This window comes from Arthrobacter sp. Soil_C_60, from assembly GCF_057656375.1.
On the sequence record NZ_JBDGKM010000003.1, the window covers coordinates 560,866 to 586,473 of the forward strand.

General features: G+C 66.1%; 20 protein-coding genes, 3 tRNA genes and 1 pseudogene. 8 read left to right on the forward strand and 16 right to left on the reverse strand.

The annotated features are described in order from the left end of the window. Positions 1-30: 30 nt before the first annotated feature. The 8 genes from AC3A4M_RS09425 to tadA form a co-directional block, all read right to left on the reverse strand. Positions 31-819 (reverse strand): YcnI family copper-binding membrane protein, encoded by a 789-nt coding sequence (locus AC3A4M_RS09425; RefSeq protein ID WP_498735504.1) that lies wholly within the window; start codon positions 817-819, stop codon positions 31-33. A 98-nt stretch (positions 820-917) separates the two neighbouring features. Continuing rightward, positions 918-1,532, reverse strand: a complete 615-nt coding sequence (locus AC3A4M_RS09430) for a hypothetical protein (protein WP_498735506.1) — start codon at positions 1,530-1,532, stop codon at positions 918-920. Positions 1,533-1,630: 98 nt separating this feature from the next. After that, complete coding sequence (locus AC3A4M_RS09435; RefSeq protein ID WP_498735508.1) at positions 1,631-2,098, reverse strand: 23S rRNA (pseudouridine(1915)-N(3))-methyltransferase RlmH; 468 nt, start codon at positions 2,096-2,098, stop codon at positions 1,631-1,633. A gap of 66 nt (positions 2,099-2,164) precedes the next feature. Then, the gene (locus AC3A4M_RS09440; RefSeq protein WP_498735510.1) at positions 2,165-3,526 is read right to left on the reverse strand and encodes a flotillin family protein; all 1,362 of its coding nucleotides are present in this window, start codon (positions 3,524-3,526) and stop codon (positions 2,165-2,167) included. Between the two features lie 202 nt (positions 3,527-3,728). Then, on the reverse strand, positions 3,729-4,571 hold the full coding sequence (locus AC3A4M_RS09445) for a thioesterase family protein (RefSeq protein ID WP_498735512.1): 843 nt from the start codon (positions 4,569-4,571) through the stop codon (positions 3,729-3,731). A 132-nt stretch (positions 4,572-4,703) separates the two neighbouring features. Next, positions 4,704-4,791, reverse strand: a tRNA-Ser gene (locus AC3A4M_RS09450). 111 nt (positions 4,792-4,902) lie between these two features. Continuing rightward, positions 4,903-5,388, reverse strand: coding sequence for a pyridoxamine 5'-phosphate oxidase family protein (locus AC3A4M_RS09455; protein WP_498735514.1), 486 nt, complete (start codon positions 5,386-5,388; stop codon positions 4,903-4,905). A 54-nt stretch (positions 5,389-5,442) separates the two neighbouring features. Next, positions 5,443-5,910 carry a tRNA adenosine(34) deaminase TadA gene (gene tadA, locus AC3A4M_RS09460; protein ID WP_498735516.1) on the reverse strand — a complete coding sequence of 156 codons (468 nt, stop codon included), beginning with the start codon at positions 5,908-5,910 and terminating at the stop codon, positions 5,443-5,445. Between the two features lie 115 nt (positions 5,911-6,025). On the opposite strand from tadA, the gene upp reads away from it, so the two are divergent. Together upp and AC3A4M_RS09470 are read left to right on the forward strand one after the other, a co-directional pair. After that, positions 6,026-6,664, forward strand: a complete 639-nt coding sequence (gene upp, locus AC3A4M_RS09465) for a uracil phosphoribosyltransferase (protein ID WP_498735518.1) — start codon at positions 6,026-6,028, stop codon at positions 6,662-6,664. Positions 6,665-7,178: 514 nt separating this feature from the next. Further along, positions 7,179-8,027, forward strand: a complete 849-nt coding sequence (locus AC3A4M_RS09470) for a winged helix-turn-helix domain-containing protein (protein ID WP_074699833.1) — start codon at positions 7,179-7,181, stop codon at positions 8,025-8,027. A 96-nt stretch (positions 8,028-8,123) separates the two neighbouring features. Here the strand turns inward: AC3A4M_RS09470 and AC3A4M_RS09475 are convergent. Beyond that, a pseudogene (locus AC3A4M_RS09475) lies at positions 8,124-9,576 on the reverse strand (dihydrolipoyl dehydrogenase family protein). 68 nt (positions 9,577-9,644) lie between these two features. Here AC3A4M_RS09475 and AC3A4M_RS09480 point away from each other — a divergent pair. The 3 genes from AC3A4M_RS09480 (at position 9,645) to AC3A4M_RS09490 (ending at position 12,159) form a co-directional block, all read left to right on the forward strand. Beyond that, the gene (locus AC3A4M_RS09480; RefSeq protein WP_139004201.1) at positions 9,645-10,166 is read left to right on the forward strand and encodes a SixA phosphatase family protein; all 522 of its coding nucleotides are present in this window, start codon (positions 9,645-9,647) and stop codon (positions 10,164-10,166) included. Positions 10,167-10,300: 134 nt separating this feature from the next. After that, positions 10,301-11,902 carry an HNH endonuclease signature motif containing protein gene (locus AC3A4M_RS09485; RefSeq protein WP_498735521.1) on the forward strand — a complete coding sequence of 534 codons (1,602 nt, stop codon included), beginning with the start codon at positions 10,301-10,303 and terminating at the stop codon, positions 11,900-11,902. A gap of 41 nt (positions 11,903-11,943) precedes the next feature. Then, positions 11,944-12,159 (forward strand): AsnC family protein, encoded by a 216-nt coding sequence (locus AC3A4M_RS09490; RefSeq protein ID WP_498735522.1) that lies wholly within the window; start codon positions 11,944-11,946, stop codon positions 12,157-12,159. Between the two features lie 113 nt (positions 12,160-12,272). Here AC3A4M_RS09490 and AC3A4M_RS09495 read toward each other — a convergent pair. Beyond that, a tRNA-Arg gene (locus tag AC3A4M_RS09495) sits at positions 12,273-12,349 on the reverse strand. Between the two features lie 317 nt (positions 12,350-12,666). On the opposite strand from AC3A4M_RS09495, the gene AC3A4M_RS09500 reads away from it, so the two are divergent. Beyond that, entirely contained in the window at positions 12,667-14,508 is a 1,842-nt protein-coding gene (locus AC3A4M_RS09500) for a phosphoenolpyruvate carboxykinase (GTP) (RefSeq protein WP_498735524.1), read from the forward strand. 125 nt (positions 14,509-14,633) lie between these two features. Beyond that, positions 14,634-17,210: a PEP/pyruvate-binding domain-containing protein gene (locus tag AC3A4M_RS09505; RefSeq protein WP_498735526.1), complete on the forward strand. Its 2,577-nt coding sequence runs from the start codon at positions 14,634-14,636 to the stop codon at positions 17,208-17,210. 83 nt (positions 17,211-17,293) lie between these two features. Here the strand turns inward: AC3A4M_RS09505 and AC3A4M_RS09510 are convergent, their stop codons facing one another. From AC3A4M_RS09510 to AC3A4M_RS09525, 4 genes are all read right to left on the reverse strand, one after another. Further along, positions 17,294-18,466 carry a globin domain-containing protein gene (locus AC3A4M_RS09510; protein WP_498735528.1) on the reverse strand — a complete coding sequence of 391 codons (1,173 nt, stop codon included), beginning with the start codon at positions 18,464-18,466 and terminating at the stop codon, positions 17,294-17,296. 109 nt (positions 18,467-18,575) lie between these two features. After that, positions 18,576-19,025, reverse strand: coding sequence for an RrF2 family transcriptional regulator (locus AC3A4M_RS09515; protein WP_498735530.1), 450 nt, complete (start codon positions 19,023-19,025; stop codon positions 18,576-18,578). Between the two features lie 57 nt (positions 19,026-19,082). Further along, positions 19,083-19,553 (reverse strand): hypothetical protein, encoded by a 471-nt coding sequence (locus AC3A4M_RS09520; protein WP_169992935.1) that lies wholly within the window; start codon positions 19,551-19,553, stop codon positions 19,083-19,085. A gap of 3 nt (positions 19,554-19,556) precedes the next feature. Then, complete coding sequence (locus AC3A4M_RS09525) at positions 19,557-20,966, reverse strand: phosphomannomutase/phosphoglucomutase (protein ID WP_498735532.1); 1,410 nt, start codon at positions 20,964-20,966, stop codon at positions 19,557-19,559. A 70-nt stretch (positions 20,967-21,036) separates the two neighbouring features. Here AC3A4M_RS09525 and AC3A4M_RS09530 point away from each other — a divergent pair, with 70 nt between their 5' ends. Beyond that, positions 21,037-23,199, forward strand: coding sequence for a RecQ family ATP-dependent DNA helicase (locus tag AC3A4M_RS09530; protein ID WP_498735533.1), 2,163 nt, complete (start codon positions 21,037-21,039; stop codon positions 23,197-23,199). Between the two features lie 130 nt (positions 23,200-23,329). On the opposite strand, the gene AC3A4M_RS09535 is transcribed toward AC3A4M_RS09530, so the two are convergent. Continuing rightward, positions 23,330-23,418 (reverse strand) — tRNA-Ser (locus AC3A4M_RS09535). A gap of 95 nt (positions 23,419-23,513) precedes the next feature. Further along, positions 23,514-25,589 carry a prolyl oligopeptidase family serine peptidase gene (locus AC3A4M_RS09540; RefSeq protein WP_498735535.1) on the reverse strand — a complete coding sequence of 692 codons (2,076 nt, stop codon included), beginning with the start codon at positions 25,587-25,589 and terminating at the stop codon, positions 23,514-23,516. Between the last annotated feature and the right edge of the window lie 19 nt (positions 25,590-25,608).

Sequence of the window (25,608 nt, forward strand, 5' to 3'; positions counted from 1 at the left end):
GGGTTTCGCCGACTTTTTGCGGAGCGTTCTTTACTTCTTCACTCCGCGGGTGCGAACCAGCGCCGCGGCGCCCGCGAGCAGGCCCAGCAGCCCGGCCCCGAGGCCGACCCAGCCGGCCGTGGCCGCACCGCCGTCGTTGGTTCCACCGGTACCGGCCGCGGAGGTGTTCGACGCCTGCTCGGTGTCGGCGGAGCCCCCGGCCGTGCCCTGGCCCTGGCCCGCCGCCTCGGCCGCGGTTACCGCGAACGACGGCGCGGGGGACTCCAGATCGTGGGAGTCCTGGCCCGCTTCGGCGACCTGCGCCCAGTCCGTGGACCCCTCGGTGCAGGTCTGCAGCACGGGGAAGGCCAGGTTTTCGCCCTCGGCCGCGGGCAGCTGGACCTGGATCTGGAGGACATCGCGGACGCCGTCGGCCAGCGGCTCCTTCGCGGTGTAGACGATCTCGCTCACGCGCTTGGTGATGGTGGTCCCGTTCTCGAGCTTCTTGGGCGTCTCCAACGTCTCTTCGACCTTCTCGACGTCCCAACCCGGATGCGCCGTAGGCGTGGCGTCGTCGATCTGCTCCGGCAGGCTGATCGCGATTTCGGTGGTTGGCGCAGCTTCGCAGCCGTGTGAGAAGTCGAAGGTGAGCAGGGACGAGGAGCCGGCGGCCGTGCTGTCCGGGGTGACATGGACGTGGGCCGAGGCCGCGGCGGCACCGAAGCCGAGGAGCCCGATGGTCGCGGCGGCGGCAAGCCCGGTGCGCAGGGTGCGCGCGGTGCGGCGGTTAGTGCGGGCAGCGCCGGCGGTGCGGGCAGGGTTCGTTGTCTGGGTGGTCATGGCTATTACCTTTCAGGGTGCGCCAAGTAGGGCGCGTGAGCTGAATGGCCTGCGGGCGATGGCCGGGGTGTTGCCCGGAACGCTGCAAGCCGGATGGCTTAGTGAAAGGAAAGCGCCGGTGGCCCGCGCAGCGGCTCCAGCTTCAGCTGGCACAGGGTCCGCGGGCGCAGCAGCGTACCGGGTGCCGGCGCGGTATGGGCGGGACGGATGGGAAGAACGACGGCGGAGGGCAGCTTGGCGAGCGGCCGAAGCCAGGCGGCAAGCGCCCAGACGGCCTCTTCGCCCCGGACCAGGAGCAGCCCGGTCAGCGCGGCGGCGAGCACGTGGGCGACGACCATGGCAGCACCATGCTCGGCCGGCCCGTGCGCAGCAACACCAGCAGCACCGGCGGCGCCGGCCACGCACTCCAGCGACCCGGCCCCCGCATAGGCGTGGTGGCCCGCTTCGGTGCACACCGCCGTCGTACTTAGAGCAGTGAAGGCCTGATGCAGGGCCAGTTGGCTAGCGGCGAGGATGGCGGCCATCGTGGTGGGGCCGAGTTTGCGGCCGGCAAGCAAGGTCACCGGAAGCAGCGTCAGCACACCCAGGCCAATAACGACGCCGGCGGCCGGCATAGTGCCGCCGCCGGCCACGTGCGCGGCGGCAGCGAGGCACAGCACCGTCGCGCTTACCGCGGCGGCGCGGAGCAGGCGGACGGGAGCCACGGATAGCATCGCCGCCTCCCTTCCCGCCGTTCTTCTACATTCCGTAAAAGTCTAGCCGCCAGGGACCCGCGCGCCTCAAATCATGCGCCGGCACAGCCCCTGTTGCCTCACTCGTGATGGTAGGGGCGGCCGCTTGCAATTTCCTGAGCCCGGTAGAGCTGTTCGATCAGGATCAGCCGGACCAGCTGGTGCGGGAATACCAGCTTGGACAGGGACCAGACGAAATCGGCGCGCTGGTGGATGCTCTGGTCCACGCCGTAGGCGCCGCCGATGATCAACGTGATGTTGCGCGAGGTATCCAGCGGCGCCTGCAGCGTGCGGGCCAGTGTGGGCGAGTCGATGTTCTTGCCGCGTTCGTCCAGCAGGATGACAAAGTCGTTGGCGCACTTGCCGCCCAGCTTGCCCAGCAGCTGCTCGGATTCCTCCTTGCGGGCAGCGTCGTGCTCGCGGGCGGAGTGCGGGATGGGCAGCCAGGTGACATCGAAGGGCTTCTTCATCCGCTTCTCGTAGCGGTCGATCCCCTCGGCCACCCAGGACTCGTGCTTGCGGCCGACGGTCAGAATGCGAAGTGCCATTGGACTATCTTGTCATCCGGCTGCCGACCGGCGGGCCAGGAGCCCGCCGGTCCAACGGAGTTACCGCTAGCTTCCGGCGCGCTCGTGGTTGTCGGAGGCCGCCAGCAGATCCGTGCTGGTTCCGGTAGCCCCCGCCTTGGAGGTCTTTTCCGCCGTCATGTTGCGGGCGACGTCGGTCAGATCCACGCCGGTCATGGTCTTGAGCATGGACAGCGTTTCCACCAGGTTGGTGGAGATGTTCTGGCTGAGCTTGCTTTCGCCGTCGTTGGAGATGACGTTCAGCTCCGAGATATTGGCGTACGGTGCCGCCAGCTCGTGCGCGATCAGGGGGAGCGTGTCCAGCATCCGGTCCAGCACGGCGGCGTCGTTGAACTGCTTGTAGGCCTCGGCCTTGGCCAGCGTGGATGCGGCCTCTGCTTCACCCTGCGCGCGGATGGCGGCGGCCTTGGCGGCACCTTCAAGCTCCACGGCCTTGGCTTCGTTTTCACGGCGGGCCAGTTCGGCTTCGGCGGCCAGCATGGACTGGGTCTTGGCGGCCTCCGCGATCTGCACCTGGCGGTAACGTTCCGCATCGGCCGGCCGGCGCACTTCGGTGTCCAACTGCTTGGCCTTCAGTTCCGCCTGGCGGACGGCAACAAGTTCTTCCTGCTCCAGGATCCGCTGGCGCTGCGCGGCTTCGGCCAGCGGGCCGGCGGCGTTGGCAGCGGCCAGCCGGGCATCGGTCTCTTCCTTGATTTCGGCCTGCTTCAGGGCCAGCGTGCGCTGGGCGATGGCAACCTTCTCATCGGCCAGGGCCTGTGCCTCGGAGGCCTCGCGCGTGGCCTGCGCCTCGGCGATGGCGGCGAGCTTGGCCACCTCGGCGGCCTGCGGGCGGCCCATGTTGTTGATGTAGTCGCCGTCATCGTCCACGGCCGAGATCTGGAACGTGTCGATGACCAGGCCCTGGTTGTTCATGGAGTGCTCGGCCTCTTCGGAAACCGAGGCGGCGAAGGACGCGCGGTCCTGGATGACCTGCTCCACGGTCAACGTTCCGACGACGGCGCGCAGTGAGCCGGCCAGGATCTCTTGCGTGTAGTGGTCGATCTGGTCCTGCTGGTTGAGGAAACGCTGCGCGGCCCGGCGGATGGAGACCTCGTCCCCACCGACCTTGACCTGCGCGACGCCGGTGAGAGAGAGCTGGATGCCGTTCTTCGAGATGCCGTCGATTTCCACCCGGATCTGGCGCGAGGCCAGCGACATGGTGTACGCCCGCTGGATGAAGGGGTACACAATGACGCGTCCGCCGGAGACCACCCGCTGGTCATCCTGGCCGCCCCGGCCGGTGATGATCAGCGCCTCGGAAGGACCGGCGACGCGGTAGGCCCGCATGAAACTGAAAATAATGATGAGAACGACGACGACGAGAACGGCTGGCAGAACTAACTCCACGGCGGACTGCTTTCTTTGCGAGACTGGGCAGGACAGACAACCGCCGTTGTCTGGTGCGTCACTCCGGCGGCCCCACTTCGATCCTAGGCCATGGGCTGTTGGAAGCTTTCACCAGCTGTGGAGAACCGCAGTAGCCCCACAAACGCGAGCAACGCCCCGCTAAGGTGAGCCCCGCCGTCGTCGTTCGTTCGGGCTTTGGCGCTTATGCCTTCGGCTCGGGGAACTTGCGCACGGTGAGGATCTGCGCCGCCTTGCCCACGAGGCCCCGCTCGTCGTAAAGGTCCGTGGCGGTCATGCCGACGCCGGACGCGCCGAAGTGCACGCGGGTGTCCATGCCGGTCCACTCGCCCTCGGGCTGGCGGAACAGGTGCACGGTCAGGTCCAGGTTGGGGAACATGTACTTCCGCGGGCTTTGCCGGACCGCAATGCCGTTAGCCGTATCAACATGGCCCAGGAAACGGGCGATGGGCTCGGATTCCTCGCCGTCCACAATCGCGTACGGCGTGCGTATCCACGCGGCACCGTTGCCCGGCCCGCCCCGCTCCGCGATGCGGAATTCGGTGGACGCGATGAAGCCGCCGTCCCAGACTGACTCCATCTCATAGGGCGCGCATTCGGAGGGCGGCTTGAGCTGTCCGCCCTCGCCGCCGGCCACTTCGTTGGTGTCCCCGGTGAGCAGGCGCCAGACCAGGGCGCGGATCGCCGGGCGGCCGTTGCCGCTGAGCGTCGCCTCGATCAGTTCTATGGTGCGGCCGGGACGGACTACCTCGGTTGTCACTTCGATTTCGCCGCCCGGGATGACCCCGAGGATCTCGAACGTGACCTGGCTCAGCGCCACTTCCGGCCGCGGATGGTTCTGCTGGACCGCGTGGATCAGCAGCCCCGAGGCGCTCGCCATGTGCTGCTCGTGCGCATTCCAAGCGCCTTGCGAGTGCAGGGTCGAGTGGAAGCGGGTGTCGTCCAGCCGGATGTAGTAGGCGTCCGGGATCGTTTCGCCGGCGGCACCAATATGTTCCGTGGCGATTGTGGTGAGGGAGTCGGCCATGGTCCAACTTTAGTGACCGCCGCTCAGGATACGGAACCCGTCATACGGCAGCGGGATCCGGTCCGACCTGCGCCGGGGCGGAGCCGGGACAAAACAATAGCCCCGCAACCGTGGGGGTTGCGGGGCTATCAGTGGCGGTGACGGTGGGATTTGAACCCACGTTGGCTTGCACCAAACAACATTTCGAGTGTTGCACCTTCGGCCGCTCGGACACGTCACCAGACGCGTCAACTTTACCGGTAGTTGGGCTGTGGCCCAAAACGGCGCGTCAGCAGTCCGTCAGCGGTGCGTCCCCGGCCCGGTGCATGCTCTAAATACCTCCCGGGCGCGGCTACATCTCGACGACGTCATTCTTGCCGACGTCGGGCTGTTCACCGGTGACCATTCCCTTGGCGAGCTTGAACAGGGTGGCAACCTTGGGTGAATCGGGCGTCCAGTATTCGGCGGTGTCCGCCGCAACCCGGATCAGGGCGACCGTGGGATCATCCTTGCCGTTCTCGAACCAAGGCTCGACGGCGGCGCTCCACAAGTCGTCGATCTTCGGCCTGTTGTGCACAATGTCCGCGGTGCCGGAGATGGAGAGGTAACCGCCGCCGGCGTGGACCGAGACGTTGACCTGCTGGTTGGCGCGGATTTCATCGGCCTTGGGGGAGGGGTCCTGGGTGAAGAACCAGAGCAGACCGTCGAACTCCACTGACTGGAGGGCCAGCGGGCGGCTGACCAGCTGGTTGTCGGCGTTCACCGTGGTCAGCACCGCGATGTCGGCATCCTTGAGGATCTTGGCTACTTCCTGATGTCCGTTTTCTTGGTTAGTCATCGCTATCCTTTCGGGTTCCGGAATTACCAAGCCTACTTGCTATCGGGGCTGTGGCTAGTCGCGGTGGGCCTCGAAGAACTCCCGCAGCAGGTTCCCGCACTCATCGGCGCGGACCTCGGGATGGACCTCCACCCAGTGGTTGAGCCGGCGCTCGCGGAGGATATCGAACACGCTGCCGGCCGCCCCGGCTTTTTCGTCCCACGCCCCGAACACGACTTTGGGAACCCGGGCAAGAACCACCGCGCCGGCACACATGGCGCACGGCTCCAGCGTGACCACCAGGGTGCAGCCCTCCAGCCGCCAGGAGTCCAGCTTCCGCGCCGCCTCACGGATCGCCACCATCTCCGCGTGCGCGGTGGGGTCGTGGTGGGCTTCGCGTTCATTCCGTCCCGACCCGATGACCGTGCCGTCCGGACCAATAACGACGGCGCCGATCGGCACGTCCGCGGTAATGAGGGCAAGGCGCGCCTGCTCCAGGGCAAGGTCCATCCACTCGCTGTGCAGCGGGTCGGCAGGCATCATGTGCTCAATTGTTGCCGCGGGCACTGCTCCGGACAACTTCGGTACGGCCGCAGACACCCTCGGACTAACCAGGGGGTGTTTGTGCTGCCTATCCGCGTGACTGTAACTTTGACGCATGCGCGTACTCGAAGTGGACCACCCTCTTGTTGCCCACAAACTCACCGTTCTCCGCGACAAGACCACTCCGTCGCCCGTTTTCCGCCAGTTGACCGAAGAACTGGTGACCCTGCTGGCGTATGAGGCCACACGCGACGTGCGCACGCAACCGGTGGAAATCGAGACGCCCGTGACCAGGACCGTCGGGACGGCCTTCACCAAGCCCACCCCGCTGGTGGTGCCCATTCTCCGCGCGGGACTCGGCATGCTCGAGGGCATGACCAAGCTGGTTCCCACCGCAGAGGTCGGTTTCCTCGGAATGGCGCGCAACGAGGAGACGCTCGAGGCCATCACCTATGCCGAGCGTCTGCCGGCTGATCTGACCGGCCGCCAGGTCTTCGTGCTGGATCCGATGCTGGCCACCGGCGGCACCCTGCGCGAGGCCATCAAGTTCCTGTTTGCCCGGGGTGCCGCCGACGTGACCTGCATTTGCCTGCTCGCCGCCCCTGAGGGGCTCAAGATGCTCGAGGCCGAACTTGGCGATGCCGAAAACGTGACCATCGTGCTGGCTTCGGTGGACGATCGGCTGGATGAACACGCTTATATCGTTCCGGGTCTCGGCGACGCTGGAGACCGGCTGTACGGCATCGCCGGCTGACCTAAACCTGAGAAGCACCTCCAGCCGGTTGTGCTACAGACCTTCGCCATGGACCAGCGGTCCATATAGTGGGACACTTGCATCTTTGCGAGTAACTATGATCGTTCAAACTGCATATACATACCGTTAACGTGCATGAATATGCCCTGACTCCTCGCCATCATCGCGATAAGGCCCCTTATAATTATTCAGCCCTCTGAATGTGAGTTGGAACACAAAAGGGCCAGAAATCTCACGATGCGAGACGAATCAGCTTTTGTTACTTGCACGTACCGTTTATTACGGACAAAATCAGAGACGTGAACAACATTTCAACAGCATCTGCAGCCGCAGCAATCCTCACCGGATCCCATTCCGGATGGACCTTGTGCTGTTGTCGAATGCAGGCCTAACTCACCACCCAAGAGTTATTCAGGCAATTCATCTGTCCGATGGCGGGCAAACAGCATCCCGTGCGGGCATACCCATGCATTCGCGCCGCGATGACGGCCATTCACATATGAGGTTTTAGAACATGTCAGTTTCATCCGGATACGTCCACATCTCCGTCCGCAACGCCCAGAACCGGGCCGCTGCAGCCCAGCGCCAGGGCTTCAACCGCCCGCAGTACGGCGCGCCCCAGGCCAATCCCGCTCAGCAGTACCGTGTGCTCCGCGCCGTTCCCGGGCAGTTCGACGGCGATGCCGCCAACCCGACCACCGCTCCCACGCCGGTGATTACGCCCAATGGGGAACCAGGCCCGCAGGCAGTGTCAGCTGACAATGTCGCCCGCGGGTTTGTTTTGTATGTAGGCCTGGACGAGTCCGCCGCCGCGGCAGCCGGTACGTCGCTGACACAGCTTGCTTCCCAGATCCGCTCCTATGTCCAGACCCTGGTTCCCGGAGCGCAAAGCCATGCCGCCGTCGCATTGGCTCCTGCCGACGCACAGGGCGAGAATATCGACGTCGTCCGCCAGGCCCTTGGCGACCCGACCGTCAGCCGCCGTCCGCGGACCGAGGTCCAGCAGCGCACGGTGCACACGGCGCAGCAGTCGAGCCGTCCCAGCGGCGTGCTGATCGACCTGTCTCGCCGCGAGGTCCACCTGGATGGCGAAACCCTGAACCTGACGTTCAAGGAGTTCGAGCTGCTCAACTACCTGGTGGAAAATGCCACCCGGACCGTGGGCCGCGATGAACTGCTTTCCGGCCTGTGGAAGAACGCCGAAGAGGTGCCGAATGAGCGCACCATCGACGTGCACATCCGCCGCTTGCGTTCCAAGCTCGGACGCCTGGCCAACACCGTGCGCACCGTCCGCGGCCAGGGCTACCGCTTCTACGAGCACCCCGAGGTTGTCGTCTGGGCCGCGCCGGAGTACTCCATCTAAGTCCTGCTTTTGGCCCGAGGGCGTCTCCGCAAGGAGGCGCCCTCGCCGCTTTAAGCCCGCCGTAAGCGCTTGAAGCTCGCCAGGCGCCGGTGCCGTTTAGAGGCCGTATTCCTCGAGCAGCCGGAGCCAGACTTCGCTGATGGTGGGGTAGGCCGGAACGGCATGCCAGAGGCGGTCCAGCGGAATCTGGCCGACGACGGCGATGGTCGCCGCGTGCAGCAGCTCACTGACATCGGGGCCGGCAAAGGTGGCACCGAGAATTACTTCGCGGTCCTCGTCCAACCACTAGCTGCGCCCAGCCGTCATACCCGTCTGCATGCAGCGCCGAACCGGCGACGGCGATCGGCAGTTCTACGCCTCTGGCTTTGGCGCGGCCCTCCCGCGCCTGCTCAAGGGTCAGCCCCACCATCGCCACTTCCGGATCGGTGAAGACCACGGACGGTACCGCAGCCTCGTCCGCCGTGGCGGCGAAGCGGCTCCACCGTTCCGGCGTCCCGCCGTCCAAGTCGCCCGCGGCCCTTGCCGCGATTGCCTCGCCAGCTGCGCGGGCCTCGTACTTCCCCTGGTGGGTCAGCAACGCTTTTCCCGCGGCGTCGCCAACAGCGTAAAGCCAGCCACCCTCCACACCTGCCACCTGACCACTGGAGTCGGTCTTAAGGTCCTCGGGAACAACGCCGATGGCTTCCAGGCCCAGGTCGACCAGGGCCGGATGGCGCCCGGTGGAAACCAGCAGCTTGGCGCCGCTGACATTCGAAGGCGCGGCGCCGCCGTCGTTATCTGTTGGTATCAACGTCAAGTGGATACCCGATTCATCCTGCGCAGCCTTCTGCGTGGTGGTGTGCAGCCGGACATCGATGCCGTCCTCGCGCAGGCCGGCTTCCACCAGGCGTCGTGCCGGTTCCGGATAACTGGCCAGCAGGTCACCGCGGGCAACCAGCGTGACGGCTGCTCCCAGGCGCGCATATGCCTGCGCCAACTCCGCCCCGGACACCCCGCCGCCGAGCACCAGCAGGTTTTGCGGGATCTCCTGTGAAGCGGTGGCCTCGCGCGTGCCCCAGAAGTCCACGCTGTCCAAACCTTCGATCGGCGGGATCGTGGGCACTGAGCCGGTGGCCAGTACGACGGCGTGGCGCGCCTCGATGGCCTTGGTTGTACCGTCCTCGGCAGCCAGTTCCACCGTGCGCTCACCGGTCAGCCGGGCCGTGCCGCGCAGCAGTTCGATGCCAGCGCCGTGCACCCACTCCACCTGTGACTTGTCGTCCCAGTGGGAGGTAAAGCCGTCGCGGCGCTGGAGCACCGCGTCAGTATCCAGCGACCCGGTGACTGCCTGTTTGGCGCCGTTTATGCTTCGCGCGGCATTCACCGCCGTCCCGGCACGCAAGAGTGCCTTCGAAGGCATACAAGCCCAGTAAGAACATTCACCGCCCACCAGCGCCTTTTCGATCAGGACGGTCTTCAAGCCGCCGCGCGCCGTGCGTTCGGCCACGTTCTCGCCAACGGCACCCGCGCCAATGACTATTGCGTCCACCTTCATCGTTTGATCCGCCATGTGCCGAGCCTCCCAGTTGCTCGGTCGCGGCACAAGGGGTTGGACGGCGCCGCCGCTAGACTCGGAGGATGAGCGAGCACCACATCAAGAAGCTGCTGATCCTGCGCCACGCGAAGGCCGCTTGGCCCTTGGGCGTGGACGATCACGAGCGGCCGCTGGCCCAGCGCGGGCACAACGAGGCGCCGCTGATCGGCCGGTGGATGGTGGAGCAGGGCCACATTCCCGACTTCATTTTGTGCTCGTCCGCGCTTCGCACCCGGCAGACCTGCACCTGGATCTGCAACGAACTCGGCGACAAAGCGCCCACCCCGATGCTCTCCGACGGAATTTACGAAGCCTCGGCCACGCAGGTACTCAGCGAGATCAACCAACTCCCCGATACCATCACAAGCCTGCTGGTGATCAGCCACATGCCCGCGGTACAGAACCTGGCCATGCGGCTCGCATCCGTCGAGTCGGACGAGGAGTCGGTGATGGACATGGCCACGCACTACCCGACGTCCGGCCTGACGGTGTTCGAACACGAAAAGAGCTGGGCCGAGCTCGATGGCCGGGACGCCAAGCTGACGCGTTTCGTCGTTCGCCGCTAAACGGCAATCCCGACATCACCTCGTCCTGGTCAGCCAACGCAAGCTCGGCACGTGCCGGAATGTTTTCCAGTGGTTTCCACCGCATGGTGTGTGCGTGGTCACATACTGTCAGAGGCGGTTCGTAGGGTGGGTGTATGGAAGATTTCCAGTTTGATTTCATACCGGCGCCGGAGCCGGACCGGGAGCGCGGTTTGCGGGCGCTCGGTTTGGCGGGGCGTTCGTTGCTGGAAATCATGCTGCACAAACTCCTCCTCGATGCCTGGGCGGAGGAGAACCTGGCCTTCGGCGGCCGGCACTCGGAGCCTTTCGATGAAGCGGCCGAGGAAGCGGCCGGGACCCTGGCGACGGCCGCGGTGCTGCCGGAGGTGCCGGGCCTGCCGGAGGGCTGGGAAAACCTGGCGCCGGCGGCGCTGGCCGCGGTTTTGGAGCGGATTGATCCGGACGGCCTGGATGACGTCGGGACCATTGATTACCTGCAGGCATCCGCGAAGGCCGTGGCGTGGCTGCAGTCCGGCCGGGTGAAGGCCTTGAGCCGGTTCACCGAGCTGCGCCCGGCCGAGGGCGCCGAGACCGGCAACGCGCATGGCTTCTCTTCCTGCGCGGCGACGGAGATCGCCGCGGCCCTGGCCCAGCCCCGCGGGGCTGCGCAGCAGGACCTCACCGAGGCCGCGCAGCTGTGCGACCATTTGCCGGCCACGGTGGAGGCGATGGCCGCCGGGGACCTGGACCTGCCGCGGGCCACCGCGATCGCGCGCGGCTCCGCCGACCTGCCCGAAGAACTCTTGCCTGCGTTCGAGGCCGGGGTCCTGCCCCAAGCTGGCGGGATCACCGTGGACAGTGTGCGGGCCCGTGCCCGCAAGGCCTGTGAACGTTTGCACCCCGATAGCCTGACCGTCCGGCACGAACGCGCGAACCAGTCCCGGAACGTCGGCTTGGTGCCGCAGGATGACGGGATGGCCGAAGTCTGGTTCCGCTGCAGCGCGGACAAGGCGGTGATGGTGTTCAACCTGGTTCAGGCCCTCGCGAAGAAGCTGCAGGGCCCCGACGAAGCCCGGACCCTGCCCCAGCTGCGCGCCGACGTCATCACCGACCTGATCCTCCACAGCCCCGGCACCTGCAACGGCAGCGGGACCGGAACCTGCGCCGGCAGCAGCGCAGCCACCTGCACCGGCAGCGGCGCGGGGACGGGGACCGGTGCCGGCGCGGGGGTGACGGCCAGCGTCGCGGTCACGTTGTCATTGGAGACCGCGGCGGGGTTGAGCGAGGAACCCGGTGAACTCGCCGGGTACGGGCCGATCCCGCCGGACATGGCCCGCAACCTCGCCGGACTCGCGGAATCGTGGCTGCCGGTGTTGACCGATGGATACGGCAACGCGATCGCCGCCGCGAAAGACCTGCGGCACCCGCCCGAATGGCTCAAACGACTCGTCCGGTTACGCGACGGGCACTGCAGCGGCCCCGGCTGCCGCGTAGAAGCCCGGTTCTGCGAGATCGACCACACCATCGCCTGGGAAGAAGGCGGCAAAACCGTGCTCGAAAATCTCAAGGCGCTCTGTAAACCCGAGCACGCTGCAAAACACAAAGGCGGTTGGAAAGTCACCCAATATGCCGACGGCAGCACCGTCTGGAAATCGCGTACCGGCCACGAATGGACCAGCACGCCGGAAAACAGCTGGTCCATCCGCCCACCAACCGAACCACCACCACCGGACCTCTACACCCCACCGCCCTTCTGAAAATGATTGACGTGCATATGTCGTCAACGTAGCCTGACGGCATGGCCTCAAAAACTGATCTAAGCCAAGCAGAAGGTGGCGATCCTCTGCAGGAACTCGGCGCTATCCGCACGGCCCGATTGCAATTGGAGCGGCAGGAGCACTACTGGGTGCTGCAAGCTCGGAACGCCGACGTCAGTTGGGCGGCCATTGCCGCAGTCCTGGGCGTGAGCAAGCAGGCGGCTCATCAGAAGTTTCGCAAGCGGTCGGCCGGGTGATGTAAGAGTCAGCTGATTCAGGAGGTCAGCCTGATGAGGTACCGTTCGCAAATCGACGGTTCCGGAAACAAAAATGAGGCCCGGTCAAAATGTTGACCGAGCCTCATCTCGAATGGTGCGCCCAGAGGGATTCGAACCCCCGGCCTTCTGTTCCGTAGACAGACGCTCTATCCAGCTGAGCTATGGGCGCTTTGGCCTCGCGGCCGGATATAACTCTAGCGTGTTTCCCTCCGGTCACCAAATCGGCGCTAGGGTGAGGATCGCCACTCCTCATAAACCCAGGGAACCATGCGGCTGGCTCCGGATTGCGACCGTCGGTGACTACTGTGAACTAGACCGGTCTATATGACCTTTATCACTTAAATTGAGGAGCTCGATTCGAAAAACCTTGATTTTCCGCGGTTGACTGTCACTCTGAACAGTGCTGCGCATTACAAAGCTGCAGTCCGGTCTACCCCACGGCCCATAGCATCAATACACACCACTGGCCCGAGAAAGGGAAGAGTCATGGGCGATAACGCGCGTCAGCCGGTTCTTGACGAAACACTCAAGAACGCACCAACTACACATGCCAAGCTTCTGGCCTGGGTTGCCGAAGTTTCCGAGCTGACGCAGCCTGACTCAGTCTATTGGGTGGACGGTTCCGAAGCAGAGTACAAGCAACTCACGGATGAACTGGTCGAGGCAGGCACACTCAAGCGGCTGAACCCCGAGCTGTTTCCGAACTCCTTTGCCGGCTCCTCCGATCCCAAGGACGTGGCCCGCGTCGAAGAGCGGACGTTTATCTGCTCGGAGAACGAACGCGACTCCGGCTTCACCAACAACTGGATGGATCCGGCCAAGATGAAGGGCATCCTGCGGGAGCGCTTCGCCGGCAGCATGCGTGGCCGCACCATGTATGTGATCCCGTTCGTCATGGGACACCTGGACGCAGAAGATCCGAAGTTCGGCGTCGAAATTACCGACAGCGCTTACGTGGTCGCCTCCATGCGCATCATGGCCCGCATCGGCTCGGATGTGCTGCGCAAGATCGAAGAGCTGGATGCCTTCTTCGTGCCGGCACTGCACTCCGTCGGTGCTCCGCTGGAGCCGGGGCAGCAGGATGTCCCGTGGCCGTGCAACGAGGAGAAGTGGATTGTCCACTTCCCCGAGGAGCGCTCCATCTGGTCCTACGGTTCCGGCTACGGTGGCAACGCGCTGCTGGGCAAGAAGTGCTACTCCCTGCGCATCGCGTCCGTCATGGCCCGCGATGAGGGGTGGCTTGCTGAGCACATGCTCATTCTTAAGCTGACCAGTCCGGAGAACAAGGCCTACCATGTCGCGGCGGCATTCCCGTCTGCGTGTGGCAAGACCAACCTGGCCCTGCTGGATCCGACCATCGAAGGCTGGAAGGCCGAGACCCTCGGTGACGACATCAACTGGATGCGCTTTGGCAAGGACGGCGAGTTGCGGGCAGTCAACCCCGAGGCAGGCCTGTTCGGTGTTGCACCGGGTACGGGGTGGAGCACCAACCCCAACGCCATGCGCGCCATTGCCAAGGGCAACTCCATATTCACCAACGTGGCACTGACCGACGACGGCGGTGTCTGGTGGGAAGGAATGACGGATGAGGTTCCCGAGCACCTGACCGACTGGCAGGGCAACGAATGGACCCCGGAGGCCGGCCGTCCAGCCGCGCACCCGAACTCGCGGTTCTGCACGCCCATCGACCAGGTCGACATGCTGGCACCGGAGTACCACGACCCGCAGGGCGTGGCCATCGACGCCATCCTCTTCGGCGGCCGCCGCAAGACCACCATCCCGCTGGTCACCGAGGCCCGCGACTGGACCAACGGTATCTTCATGGGCTCCACGCTGTCCTCGGAAACCACTGCTGCTGCAGCCGGTGCCGTGGGCGTGGTCCGCCGCGATCCGATGGCCATGCTGCCCTTCATGGGTTACGACGCAGGCGACTACCTGCGCCACTGGATCACCGTTTCCGGCAAGGGCAATCAGGAGCGTCTGCCCAAGATCTTCCTGGTCAACTGGTTCCGCCGCACGGCCGACGGTGGCTTCGCCTGGCCGGGCTTCGGGGACAACTCCCGAGTGTTGAAGTGGGCCATCGAGCGGATCGAAGGCAAGGCCGACGCCACGGAAACGCCGATCGGCTTCGTGCCGACGCCGGACTCCCTCGATCTCACCGGTCTCGACATGACGCCGGAACAGGTTGAGGAAGCCGTCAAGGTTGATCCTGCTGAATGGGCCGAAGAGCTCAAGGGCATCGAGGAATGGTACGCCCGCTTCGGCGAGTCCCTGCCGGAGCAGTTGTCCGCACAGCTGAAGGTGCTGCAGGAGCGCTTCGCCGCGTAAGGTTCCCTGCCGCTAGGCCGTACGGAATCAGGTCCCGACAATTGAGTCGGGGCCTGCTTCTTTTAATTGGCTTCGGGCGTATCTTGTAGAGGACCGCCGCCCGCGACCCCCGGAGGAGCCTCGGAATGACTCAAAGCGCACTTGTTGGACGCTTGGTCGGGTTCGACGCCGGGGATATCGCCTTGGCGGGAGGCAAGGGTGCCAACCTTGGCGAGCTGATCCGAAACGGCTTTCCCGTGCCGGACGGCTTCGTCGTTACGACCCGGGCCTACGCCGCCCTGCTGGACTCCACCCCGCTGGGCGCGAAACTGGCAGAACTGCTGCAGTCCGGCGCGGACGGCGCCAGCATCAGGGCGGAATTTGCCGCCACGGCCGTTCCGCCGGAAATCCGGGTTGCAGTAGCGGATGCGTATGCACAGCTGGGGTCGAAACCGGTAGCCGTGCGGTCGAGTGCCACCGCCGAGGACCTGCCGGGCGCGGCCTTCGCCGGCCAACAGGACACATACCTCAATGTTGTCGGAGAGAACGCAGTGATCAGTGCCGTGGCGGATTGCTGGGCCTCGCTCTGGACGGACCGGGCGATCGCGTACCGCCAGCGGCGGGGGATCGATCCGCATGAGGTGGCCATCGCCGTCGTCGTTCAGGAGATGGTTCCGGCGGAAATTGCCGGCGTGATGTTCGGCGCGAACCCGGTAACCGGTGCGCGGGATGAGACTGTCGTGGATGCCAGCAGCGGGCTGGGGGAAGCGGTGGTCTCCGGCCTGGTCACTCCTGACCATTACGTTCTCGACGGCGCCGGACGCCTGACGGCTTATGCCCCTGGTCGACGTGAAGTAGTGATTCACGCGCACGAGGGCGGCGGAACCGGCGAGAGCCGAGGTGCTGGCGAGAGCAACGGGACCAGCGGGAGCCGAGGTGCCGGCGAGGGGCACAGCCGCGTCCAGGGCCAGGGCACCGCGGACCGGCAGCCGTCACTTAGCCCGCCACAGCTCGCGGAACTCGCAGGGCTGGCGCGGCAGGCGGCGGAGCTGTTCGGCCGACCGCAGGACATGGAGTGGGCGGTAGCCGGAGGCCGAGTGTACGTCCTCCAGTCCCGCCCGATGACAGCCTTGCCGCCGCAGCCGGTGAAACTGAACCGGTTCCAGAGGCTTATGGGGCCGTTCTTCTTGGAGATGTTCACGCAGCGTCCGTATCCAATGGATGTCTCCGGCTGGATGGACCGGGGAATCGGCGCCATGCTCCGGGGCATGGCGGGCAGCGTGGGCGTCCGCTTCCCGAGCATTCAACAGCTGTTGCCGGAAGAGGACGGGGTGGTGGTCCGGCTGGTCCCGCCGGTCCCGCGGCCAACGCTGCGGACTCTGGCCGCGCCCTTGTCCGTCGCCCTGCGCGTCCGCCGGTTCAAGCCGGAAAAGTGGACCGAGGATGGCCGGTTCACCGCCTTCCTGGCCGAGGTGGAGCAGTTGAATGCCCGGGATCCGCAGCCGCTGCGCTGGCAGGGCGTCATCCAGCTGGCCGAAGACGCTTTCGCCGCGCTCCACTGGATTACCGAACTGCGAGCTTCCTATTTGCCCGGTGCCTTTGTCCCGCAGGCGAAGCTGCGGTTGTTATTGCTGCTGCTGGGCAAACCACGGCTGGCGGCAGCGTTGATCGCAGGCGCCGAAACCCGCACCAGCCAGGCTAACCGCGGCCTTGAGCAGCTGGCGGAAGGCATCCGGCGCGATCCAGTCCTGTCCGCGGCGTTCGACGAGCTGGCCCCAGCAGACTTGCTCGTCCGGCTGGCGGAGCCGGAGTTCGCCGGCTTCCGCGCTGATTTCGACGCTTTCCTGGCGGAGTACGGCCACCGCGAGACAGTGAGCGTTGTCCTCAGCAGCGCACCCACCTGGTCCGGCGCTCCCGACGTGGTGCTCGGTCTGGTCAAGGCGATGTTGGGCGAGCGGCACCAGGGCGCTGACCAGACCGGACAGGCCCTGCGGGAGCTGGAGCGCCATCCCGCCCTCCGGATCGGGCCGCTCCGGCGCCAGGTTCTTGGCGCCGTCGCGGCTGCCAAATCGGGCATAGCGTTCCGCGAAGACACCCACTTCTATGCCACGAAGCTGCTGCCACCGCTGCGCCGGGCGCTGCTGGAGCTCGGGCGGAGGCTCGTCGCGGCCGGTGTGCTGGACTCACCGGACCAGGTCCACCACCTGCGATTCGACGAACTCCAAACGATGACAATCGGCGGTGGCGGCGACGGCGGGGCGCTGCCGGCCGCCGAACGCGAGCGGTACCGCCGCGTGGTGCTGGCACGCGAGGCAAAACGTCGCGAGCTCGAAGGCATCCCGCTGCTGCCGATGGATGCCCTCTTCGCCGGAAGGCGCCGGCATGGGAACGCGCTGGTTTCCGGTACAGCGGCCAGCGCGGGCCGGGCGGCCGGACCGGTCCGGGTGATCCTCTCGCCGGCGGATTTCGGCACCTTGGCCAGCGGGGAGATCCTGGTGTGCCCGTACACCAATCCCTCGTGGACGCCGCTGTTCCAGCGAGCCGCCGCCGTCGTCGTGGATGCCGGCGGCCTCGGCTCGCACGCCGCGATCGTGGCCCGCGAATACGGCATTCCGGCGGTAATGGGAACCGGCACTGGAACCAAGGTGCTGCAGGACGGCCAGCAAGTGCTGGTCGACGGGTCGGCAGGCCTGGTGCTTGCTGCCGGCGATGAGCTTACTTGACGATGAGTGCGCTTAACAACGACGGCGGCCCGGCCGTTTCCGGGCCGCCGTCGTTGGGATGGTGACTGAGTATGTGAGGGGCCTTAGTTGGCCGAGGCGAGCCAGAGGTCCGGACCGAAGACCTCGTAGTGGATCTTGGTGGCGGGGATGCCGGCATCGATCGCTTGGCTGCGGATGGACTTCATGAACGGCAGCGGGCCACAGACGTAGACGGAGGCATCGGCCGGAAGCTCGACATCCTGCAGGGACATGAAGCCTGTGGTTGCGCCTTCGGCCGGTTCCTCGAGCCACAGCTTGAGGTTGGCGCCGTCGAGCTTTTCGATGTCGTTGACCATCTGGTCGCGGAGGGCCCAGGCTTCCAGGTTCTTTTCCGCGTGCAGCACCATTACTTTGCGGCTGGAACCCTGCCGGGCCAGGGAGCGCAGCGCGGATGCGGACGGGGTGCAGCCTATGCCTGCCGTTGCGAAGACCACCGGAGTGTCGCCCTCGTCCAGAGTGACGTCACCGTAGGGGTTGGACAGCTCAAGTACATCGCCGACCTGAATGTTCTGGTGGAGCACGGGGGAGACGTCACCGCCGTCGTCGAGCTTGGCGGTGAAGACGCGGCGGTCCGTGGAGTGGACGTCGGCGGAGAGCGAGTACTGGCGGACCTGGCGCAGACCGTCGGGCAGCTGGACCTTGACGCTGACGAACTGGCCGGGGCGGGCGACGGTGACCGGGGTGTCATCCGCCGGCTCAAGGACGAACGTCATGGACCCGGTGCCGGCCTGGTTCTTCTCCACGACCTTCCACGGCATCCACATCTTGTCGTTGGCTTGCTGTGCGTAGAGGCCCTTTTCGATCTTGATCAGGGCATTGGCCATCAGCCAGTAGACCTCGCTCCATGCTTCGGCGATCTCGGCGGTGATCACATCGGCCAGCTCTTCGGCGATGGCTTCGAAGAGGTACTTGTAGACGATCTCGTACTGGTCTTCGGTGATGCCCAGCGAGGTGTGCTTGTTGGCGATGCGGCTGAGCATGGCCTCGGGGATCAGGTCCGGGTTGGCGACCAGAGCGGAGGCGAAGGCGGCGATGGAGCCGGCCAGGGCCTTCTGCTGCTCCCCGTTGCGCTGGTTGGCGCGGCTGAAAAGCCCGTCCAGGAGTTCCGGATGCGCCGCGAACAGGCGGCTGTAAAAGTTCGGTGTAATGCTCCCCAACCGCTCGCCCACGAGGGGAAGGGTGGCTTCAATGATGGGGCGGGATTTCTCCGAGAGCATCGTTACTCCTTGGGGTCAGAAGGTGGTTGATGCCTCAAAAGTAGCATTCAACATGCTGGTTTAAATCCCCATTTCTACCGCATGTAGAAATTTCCTTGATTTTTCGCAGCTAGGCTTGGCGGCGTGTGCCCAACATCACAAAAACCGGCTCCATTTGGGCCTGATGCGGCAGGCTCGAGACGACCAGATCGTCGAGCTCGCGGTAGAAGGCTTCGCGGGCGCGGCGCAGGGCGCCGCGCAGGCCGCAGTTGTTGCTCATCGGGCAGTTGCCGGAGGCGCTTTCGCAGTCGACGAGGTCTTCGCGCCCGTCCAGTTCGCGCAGCAGCCAGCCCACCGTCGTCGTACGCCCTTTGGTGCTCAAACGCACGCCTCCGGAACGGCCGCGGACCGCGTCCACGAGGCCGAGGGAGCGCAGTTTCAGGACCGCTTTGCTGACGTGGTTGTAGGGAGTCCCGACGCCGTCGGCGATGGCTTGGGTGGTCAGCAGTTCGCCTTCGGGCGAGGCGCTGAGCAGCATGATAGCGCGCAGGCACACGTCAGAGAAGGCATTGATCCGCATGCAGGCATTCTAACGCCGCCGCGTTGATGCTCCGTCCGGTGGTTGCTCCGTCCGGTCTTAGGCGGGCGGCCAGACAATCCGGTCCTGCGGGTCGATGAACGGATCCGGGTAGGTCCATTCGCCGTCGTCGTCATGGCTGTAGGGCTGGATAGCGGCGATGGCCGCTCCCCACGAATGCTCGGTGGCGACGTGGATGGCGTCCGTGTCATTGTCGGGCAGATAGATGTCGCTGATCACCGCGATGGCGCGGAACTGCGACTTCTCCTGCTGCAGCGCGGTGTAGATGTCCTGGATCATGGCATCCGCGTCCACCTCGTCGGACTCTTCATCACCCTCGATGTCCTCGGGCTGGACGGCGATCAGCCGCAGCTCGCCGTCGGTGGTCATGACCAGGCCAACCGGCAGGAAGGCGCCGTGTTCTTCCAGTTGCTCCTGCGCCATACCCAGGCCAGTACCGAAGAGCGTGTCGATGTCGTTCAGGACCTCAGGTTCTATGCCTTCGCGCCACGAAGTGCCCTCTGTGCTCATTGGTTATTCCCTTACCAGTCCCAGGACGGTGTCCCGGACCTTGTCCAGTGTTGCGGTGTCGATGGCTTCTGCGTTCAGGCGCAGGAAGGGTTCGGTGTTGGACGGGCGGAGGTTGAACCACCAGGAGCCGTCGCGGGCGGTGAAGGTCGCGCCGTCGAGTTCGTCGATGTCCACGTCGTCGCCGGCGAACCGGGCGCGGATGCGGGCGACGGCGGCGTCCTTGTCCTCGATCTTGGAGTTGATTTCGCCGGAGGAGACGTAGGGCTCGTACTCGTGCGCCAGGGCGGAGAGCGGCTGGTTCTGTTCGCCGAGGGCGGCTAGGACGTGCATCGCGGCGAGCATGCCGGTGTCGGCGTTGAAGAAGTCGCGGAAGTAGTAGTGCGCGGAGTGTTCCCCGCCGAACACGGCGCCTTCGGCGGCCATCACGGCCTTGATGAAGGAATGTCCCACCCGGGTGCGCACGGCGCGGCCGCCGTCGGTAGCGACGAGTTCGGGCACGGCGCGGGAGGTGATCAGGTTGTGGATGATGACCGGGGTGTGCTCGCCGGCGGCCTTGGCGCGGGCGATTTCGCGGCGGGCCACCAGTGCGGTGACGGCGGAGGGGGAGACCGGGTTGCCGGTTTCGTCGATCACGAAGCAGCGGTCCGCGTCGCCGTCGAACGCCAGGCCGATGTCCGCGCCGTGGGCGACGACGGCGGCCTGCAGGTCGCGCAGGTTTTCCGGTTCCAGCGGGTTGGCCGGATGGTTCGGGAACGTGCCGTCGAGCTCGAAGTACAGCTCGACGATTTCCAGCGGCAGGGCCGGCAGCACGCCGTCGCCCAGGACCGCGGGGGTGGTCAGCCCGGCCATGCCGTTGCCGGCGTCGACCACAATCTTCAGGGGCCGGGAGCCGGAGAGGTCGACCAGGGAGCGCAGGTAGCCGGCGTAGTCGGCCAGCACGTCCTGTTCGCTGAGGGTGCCGGGGTCGGAGGCGGGAATCCCGTCCGTGAGATAGCGGGCGGCGGTGTCGCGGATGTCGAACAAGCCGGTGTCGGAGGAGACCGGGACGGCGCCGGGCAGGGCCATTTTCATGCCGTTGTATTCGGCCGGGTTGTGCGAGGCGGTGAAGACGACGCCGGCCGCGGACAGGGTGCCGCAGGCAAAGTAGAGCTCGTCCGTGGAGATCAGGCCCAGCATCTTCGGGTTCGCGCCCCGGGCCGCGGCGCCGCGGGCGAAGGCCCGGGCGAATTCGGGGGAGGACGGGCGCATGTCCCCGCCGACCAGGACGGTCTGGCCGGCCAGTCCGAGGACGTCCACAAACGCGGCGCCGGTGGCCTCCACCGTGGCCGCGGTAATCGTTTCGCCGACGATGCCGCGCACGTCGTACGCCTTGAAGGACTCCTGGAAAGAAACACTAAGATCGAGACTCGTCACCGCCCTAGCTTATAAGGAACCCCTGTGGATAACCGACAGGGCTGTCAGGCGCGGCTGTAATACTGGGGTAATGGCTGATTTGCAGAGCATGACCGGACAGGTAACCGACCTTAGGGAAGAAGCAACCGAAATCCTCCGCCGGCTGGTGGGAAATCCGGAGGCACAGTTCCACTCGGGGCAGTTCGAGGCTGTGGAAGCTCTGGTGGCCGGCGGCCGGCGGGCGCTGGTGGTCCAGCGGACGGGCTGGGGAAAGTCCGCCGTCTACTTCGTGGCAAGCCTGCTGCTGCGGGCCCGGGGTGTCGGGCCGACCCTGATCGTCTCCCCGCTGCTCGCGCTGATGCGGGACCAGGTCTCCGCGGCCGAACGCGCCGGGGTCCGCGCCGCCGCCATCAACTCGGCCAACCAGTTGGAATGGGACGACATCCGCGCCAAACTGGCGGGCAACAGCGTGGATGTCCTGCTGGTCTCCCCGGAGCGGCTGAACAATCCGCGGTTCCGGGATGAACAGTTGCCTGAGCTGATCCGCAGTTCGGGCCTGCTGGTGATCGATGAGGCGCACTGCATCTCGGACTGGGGCCATGATTTCCGCCCCGACTACCGGCGCATCCGGGACCTGATCGAGCAGTTGCCCGCATCCGTGCCGGTACTGGCCACTACCGCGACGGCTAACTCCCGCGTGGTCCATGACATCGAGGAACAGCTCGGGGCCGCGGCCCTTGCCGGTGACGTTGCTGCCGGCGGACAGGTGCTGACCATCCGCGGTCCGCTGGCCCGGGAATCGCTGCGGCTGGGGGTGCTGCGCCTGCCCAATGCGAGGGCACGGCTGGGCTGGCTGCTGACGCATCTGCACGAGCTTCCCGGCAGCGGCATCATCTACGCACTGACCGTTTCCAACGCCGAGGATACCGCCCGGCTGCTGCGCGAGGCGGGCCACGAAGTGCTCGCCTACACCGGCCGGACGGATCCGGCGGACCGCGAGGCTGCCGAGGCGGCACTGAAGGACAACCGGGTCAAGGCACTGGTCGCCACCAGCGCGCTGGGCATGGGGTTCGACAAGCCGGACCTGGGATTCGTGGTGCACCTCGGGGCGCCGTCGTCACCGGTGGCGTACTACCAGCAGGTGGGCCGCGCCGGCCGCGGCACGCCGAACGCTGACGTCTTGCTGCTGCCCGGCCGCGAAGACCGCGATATTTGGGAGTACTTCGCCACCGCGTCCATGCCGAACGAGGACACCGCGCTGGCCGTGCTCCGGGAACTGGCGCAGCCGGGGACCGTCCTGTCCACCGCGGCGCTGGAAACCCGGGTCAATCTCAAGCGCTCCCCGCTGGAACTGCTGCTCAAAGTGCTGGCCGTGGACGGTGCCGTGCAACGGGTCTCGGGCGGCTGGGAAGGCACCGGGCAGCCCTGGGATTATGATCGGGAGCGCTACGAGCGCATTGCCAAGGCCCGCGTCGCGGAGCAGAACTCGATGCTGGATTACGAGAACACCGCCGGCTGCCGGATGGAATTCCTGTCCCGCGAGCTGGACGATCCGGCGGCGGCACCGTGCGGCCGCTGTGATAACTGCGCGGGCCGCTGGTACGCGGACTCCGTGGCAGAGTCCGCCACGGAAAGCGCCGATGCCGCCCTGCACCGGGTGGGGGTCGAACTGGATCCGCGTGCCATGTGGCCCACCGGCATGAACCGGCTCGGTGTGGAGGTCAAAGGCAAGATCGGACCGGCGGAGACGAACCTGCCCGGGCGCGCGTTGGCCCGTCTGACGGATCTGGGCTGGGGCGGCAAACTGCGTGAACTGTTGTCCGATCAGGCGCCGGATCAGCCGCTGGATCAGCTGACTTTGCAGGCCTGCGTCCGCGTGCTCGCGGAATGGGGCTGGGCCCAGCGGCCCGTCGCGGTGGTCAGCGTGCCGTCCCGGACCCGCCCGCAACTGGTCGGTTCGCTGGCTGAGGGCTTGGCCAGCATCGGGCGGATGCCCTACCTGGGCGCTCTGTCCATGCCCGGCGGTGGTCCGAAGAGCGGCCCGGGCGGCAACAGCGCGTACCGTTTGGCCGACGTCTGGGATCAGTTCGAGGTGCCGGCTGGTGGAGCCGAATGGTTCGCGGACAACCCGGGGCCGGTTCTGCTGGTGGATGATCTGGCGGACAGCCGGTGGACCGTTACGGTTGCCGGCCGCACGTTGCGCAGGGCCGGAGCCGAGGCCGTGCTGCCGTTCGCCCTGGCGCTGAAAGCCTGATGCCGCGGGACTGAGAGGCCCCCGTGCCCACCCGGTCGCCGGGCCGGCACGGGGCCTCAGACTCCGCGGAACGCCGCGTGGAAACGCAAAAGGCCCCTGCGGTTCCTCGCGGAACTGCAGGGGCCAAACGCGGAGACGGGGGGATTTGAACCCCCGGTCGAGTTTAACCCCGACCCTTCATTAGCAGTGAAGTCCATTCGGCCGCTCTGGCACGTCTCCAAGATGCTGTTGCCAGCCCATCAAGATTACCCAGATAACCGGGCCAGATCAAAACGGGCGCCAACAGGTGGTCTCCGCCGCCGTGCAGCAGGGCCTCAATCCGTGAGCGCGTTCCACAGGAAGGTGTTGGACAGCGTCTGCAGGCGGGCGGCCTGTTTGTTGTCGCTGGCGCCGGCATGCCCGCCTTCGAGCGCTTCGTGGAACCAGACATTCTGCACGCCCATGGCCCGCATCCGGGCCGCCATCTTCCGTGCCTGCACCGGTCCGACCCGGTCATCCGAGGTTGCCGTCCAGATCAAGGTATCCGGGTAGTCGGTTCCCGGCTCAAGCAGGTGGTACGGCGAGAAGGTGCGGATGAAGTCCCACTGCGCCGGGTCCTCCGGGTCGCCGTATTCGGCAACCCACGAATACCCCGCGGACAGCTTCGTATAGCGGGCCATGTCCAGCAGCGGGACTCCGCAGGAGACCGCCCCGAACAGGTGCGGGTACCGGGTGAGCATGTTCCCCACCAGCAGCCCGCCGTTGGAACCGCCCGAGCAGCCCAGACGCTCCCGCCGGGTCACGCCGCGGTCCATCAGATCCTGCGCGACGGCCGCGAAATCCTCGTAGGCCCGGTGCCGGTTCGCCTGCAGTGCGGCGCGGTGCCAGGCCGGGCCGTACTCGCCGCCGCCGCGGATGTTGGCGAGCACGTACACTCCGCCGCGCCCGTCCGCCGTGCGCTGCTGCAGCCAGGCCCGCCCGACGGTCCCGCTGTAGGCGGGCGTCCTGCTGACCTCGAACCCGCCGTAGCCCGAGAGCAGGGTGGGATTGCCGCCGTCGTACGTAAGCTCTTTGGGTCCCACCTGGAAATACGGAATCTTGGTTCCGTCCTTGGATACGGCGAAATGCTGCTCCACCGTGTGGCCGGAGGCTTCAAAGAACGACGGCGACGACTTCACCGCCGTCGCGGGGCGATCTGCCACGGTGCCGCGGGAGAGCGTGGACGGCGTGAGGAAGCCCGTGGCCACCAGCCAGTAGTCGTCGCTGTCCTCATCGTCCACGGCCGAGGCGTCCACCGAATGCAGTGGCGGGCAGGCATCGAGTTCCACGGCCGCCCAGTTCTTCGCCGGGTCCAGGACCAGCACCTGCGAGGAGACGTCCTGCAGCAAGTTCAGCAGCAGGAAGTTCTGCGTCCAACTCCAGGACTGCAGCGAGGTGCCGGCATCCGGCGTGAAGAGGGCGATGACGTCGCGGCTGCCGGCGAGGAAATCCTCGAGCCCGACGGCCAGCAGCGAGCCCGCCGGGTAGGTGGTGTCGGTGCCGGCAGGCTGCCAGTCGGTCTGCGGGCGCAGGGTCAGCCACTGTTTGTGGAAGCCGACCTCCACGTCCGTGGGCACGTCGATGGGCAGCCATCCGCCGTCGCGCCTGAGGTAGTTGCGGTAGTTGAAGAAATCGATCACGTCTACCGCGATCTCGCGCTCGAAACCGGGTGTGGAGTCGTGGACGGCCTGCGCCAGCATATGCTCGGCGGGCACTTCGAAATACGGTTCGGCGTCCGCCGGGCTGTGGCCGCGGCGCAGGATCCGGCTGGTGCGCGGGTAGGAGGACGTGGTCATGCTGCCGGGTCCGAAGTTTGTTCCGAGCAGGATGGTGTCCTCGTCCAGCCAGCTGGCGTAGGTTTTGGCGGCGGGAATCTCGAAGCCGCCGTCCACGAAGCTCCGGGTTTCGACGTCGAACTCGCGCAGCGTGACCGCGTCCCCGCCGTCGGGGGAGAGCCGCAGCAGCGCGCGCCGGTAGCTGGTGCCGTCCGCGGGGCGGAGGAACTGCGAACCGGCGAAGACCCATTCCGTACCTTCGGCCGCGGCCAGCGCGTCGACGTCGAGCAGGACGTCCCACTCGGGCGAGTCCTGCAGGTAGCTCTCCCACGTAGTGCGCCGCCAGAGGCCGCGGGGGTTTGTCTTGTCCCGCCAGAAGTTGTAGTAGAAGTTGCCGCGCTTGGTGACGGCAGGAATCCGGTCCTCCGAGTCCAGCACCTCGAGCACGCTTTGCTCCAGCTCAAGGAACTTCTCGTCTACCAGCTTGGCTTGGGTGCGGGCGTTCTCGTCGCGGACCCAGTCCAGCGGTTTCTCGCCGTAAATGTCTTCGAGCCAGCGGAATTCGTCGTCGGGCAGGTGAGTGGGCTCCTGAGTCATGCTTCCCATCCTAGGCAGG

What these genes read in the sequence shown, in the direction of transcription:
- AC3A4M_RS09425 (WP_498735504.1), bottom strand. Translation starts at nt 819, where the DNA reads ATGACCACCCAGACAACGAACCCTGCCCGCACCGCCGGCGCTGCCCGC.
- AC3A4M_RS09430 (WP_498735506.1), bottom strand. Translation starts at nt 1,532, where the DNA reads ATGCTATCCGTGGCTCCCGTCCGCCTGCTCCGCGCCGCCGCGGTAAGC.
- AC3A4M_RS09435 (WP_498735508.1), bottom strand. Translation starts at nt 2,098, where the DNA reads ATGGCACTTCGCATTCTGACCGTCGGCCGCAAGCACGAGTCCTGGGTG.
- AC3A4M_RS09445 (WP_498735512.1), bottom strand. Translation starts at nt 4,571, where the DNA reads ATGGCCGACTCCCTCACCACAATCGCCACGGAACATATTGGTGCCGCC.
- AC3A4M_RS09455 (WP_498735514.1), bottom strand. Translation starts at nt 5,388, where the DNA reads ATGACTAACCAAGAAAACGGACATCAGGAAGTAGCCAAGATCCTCAAG.
- tadA (WP_498735516.1), bottom strand. Translation starts at nt 5,910, where the DNA reads ATGATGCCTGCCGACCCGCTGCACAGCGAGTGGATGGACCTTGCCCTG.
- upp (WP_498735518.1), top strand. Translation starts at nt 6,026, where the DNA reads ATGCGCGTACTCGAAGTGGACCACCCTCTTGTTGCCCACAAACTCACC.
- AC3A4M_RS09470 (WP_074699833.1), top strand. Translation starts at nt 7,179, where the DNA reads ATGTCAGTTTCATCCGGATACGTCCACATCTCCGTCCGCAACGCCCAG.
- AC3A4M_RS09480 (WP_139004201.1), top strand. Translation starts at nt 9,645, where the DNA reads ATGAGCGAGCACCACATCAAGAAGCTGCTGATCCTGCGCCACGCGAAG.
- AC3A4M_RS09485 (WP_498735521.1), top strand. Translation starts at nt 10,301, where the DNA reads ATGGAAGATTTCCAGTTTGATTTCATACCGGCGCCGGAGCCGGACCGG.
- AC3A4M_RS09490 (WP_498735522.1), top strand. Translation starts at nt 11,944, where the DNA reads ATGGCCTCAAAAACTGATCTAAGCCAAGCAGAAGGTGGCGATCCTCTG.
- AC3A4M_RS09500 (WP_498735524.1), top strand. Translation starts at nt 12,667, where the DNA reads ATGGGCGATAACGCGCGTCAGCCGGTTCTTGACGAAACACTCAAGAAC.
- AC3A4M_RS09505 (WP_498735526.1), top strand. Translation starts at nt 14,634, where the DNA reads ATGACTCAAAGCGCACTTGTTGGACGCTTGGTCGGGTTCGACGCCGGG.
- AC3A4M_RS09510 (WP_498735528.1), bottom strand. Translation starts at nt 18,466, where the DNA reads ATGCTCTCGGAGAAATCCCGCCCCATCATTGAAGCCACCCTTCCCCTC.
- AC3A4M_RS09515 (WP_498735530.1), bottom strand. Translation starts at nt 19,025, where the DNA reads ATGCGGATCAATGCCTTCTCTGACGTGTGCCTGCGCGCTATCATGCTG.
- AC3A4M_RS09520 (WP_169992935.1), bottom strand. Translation starts at nt 19,553, where the DNA reads ATGAGCACAGAGGGCACTTCGTGGCGCGAAGGCATAGAACCTGAGGTC.
- AC3A4M_RS09530 (WP_498735533.1), top strand. Translation starts at nt 21,037, where the DNA reads ATGGCTGATTTGCAGAGCATGACCGGACAGGTAACCGACCTTAGGGAA.
- AC3A4M_RS09540 (WP_498735535.1), bottom strand. Translation starts at nt 25,589, where the DNA reads ATGACTCAGGAGCCCACTCACCTGCCCGACGACGAATTCCGCTGGCTC.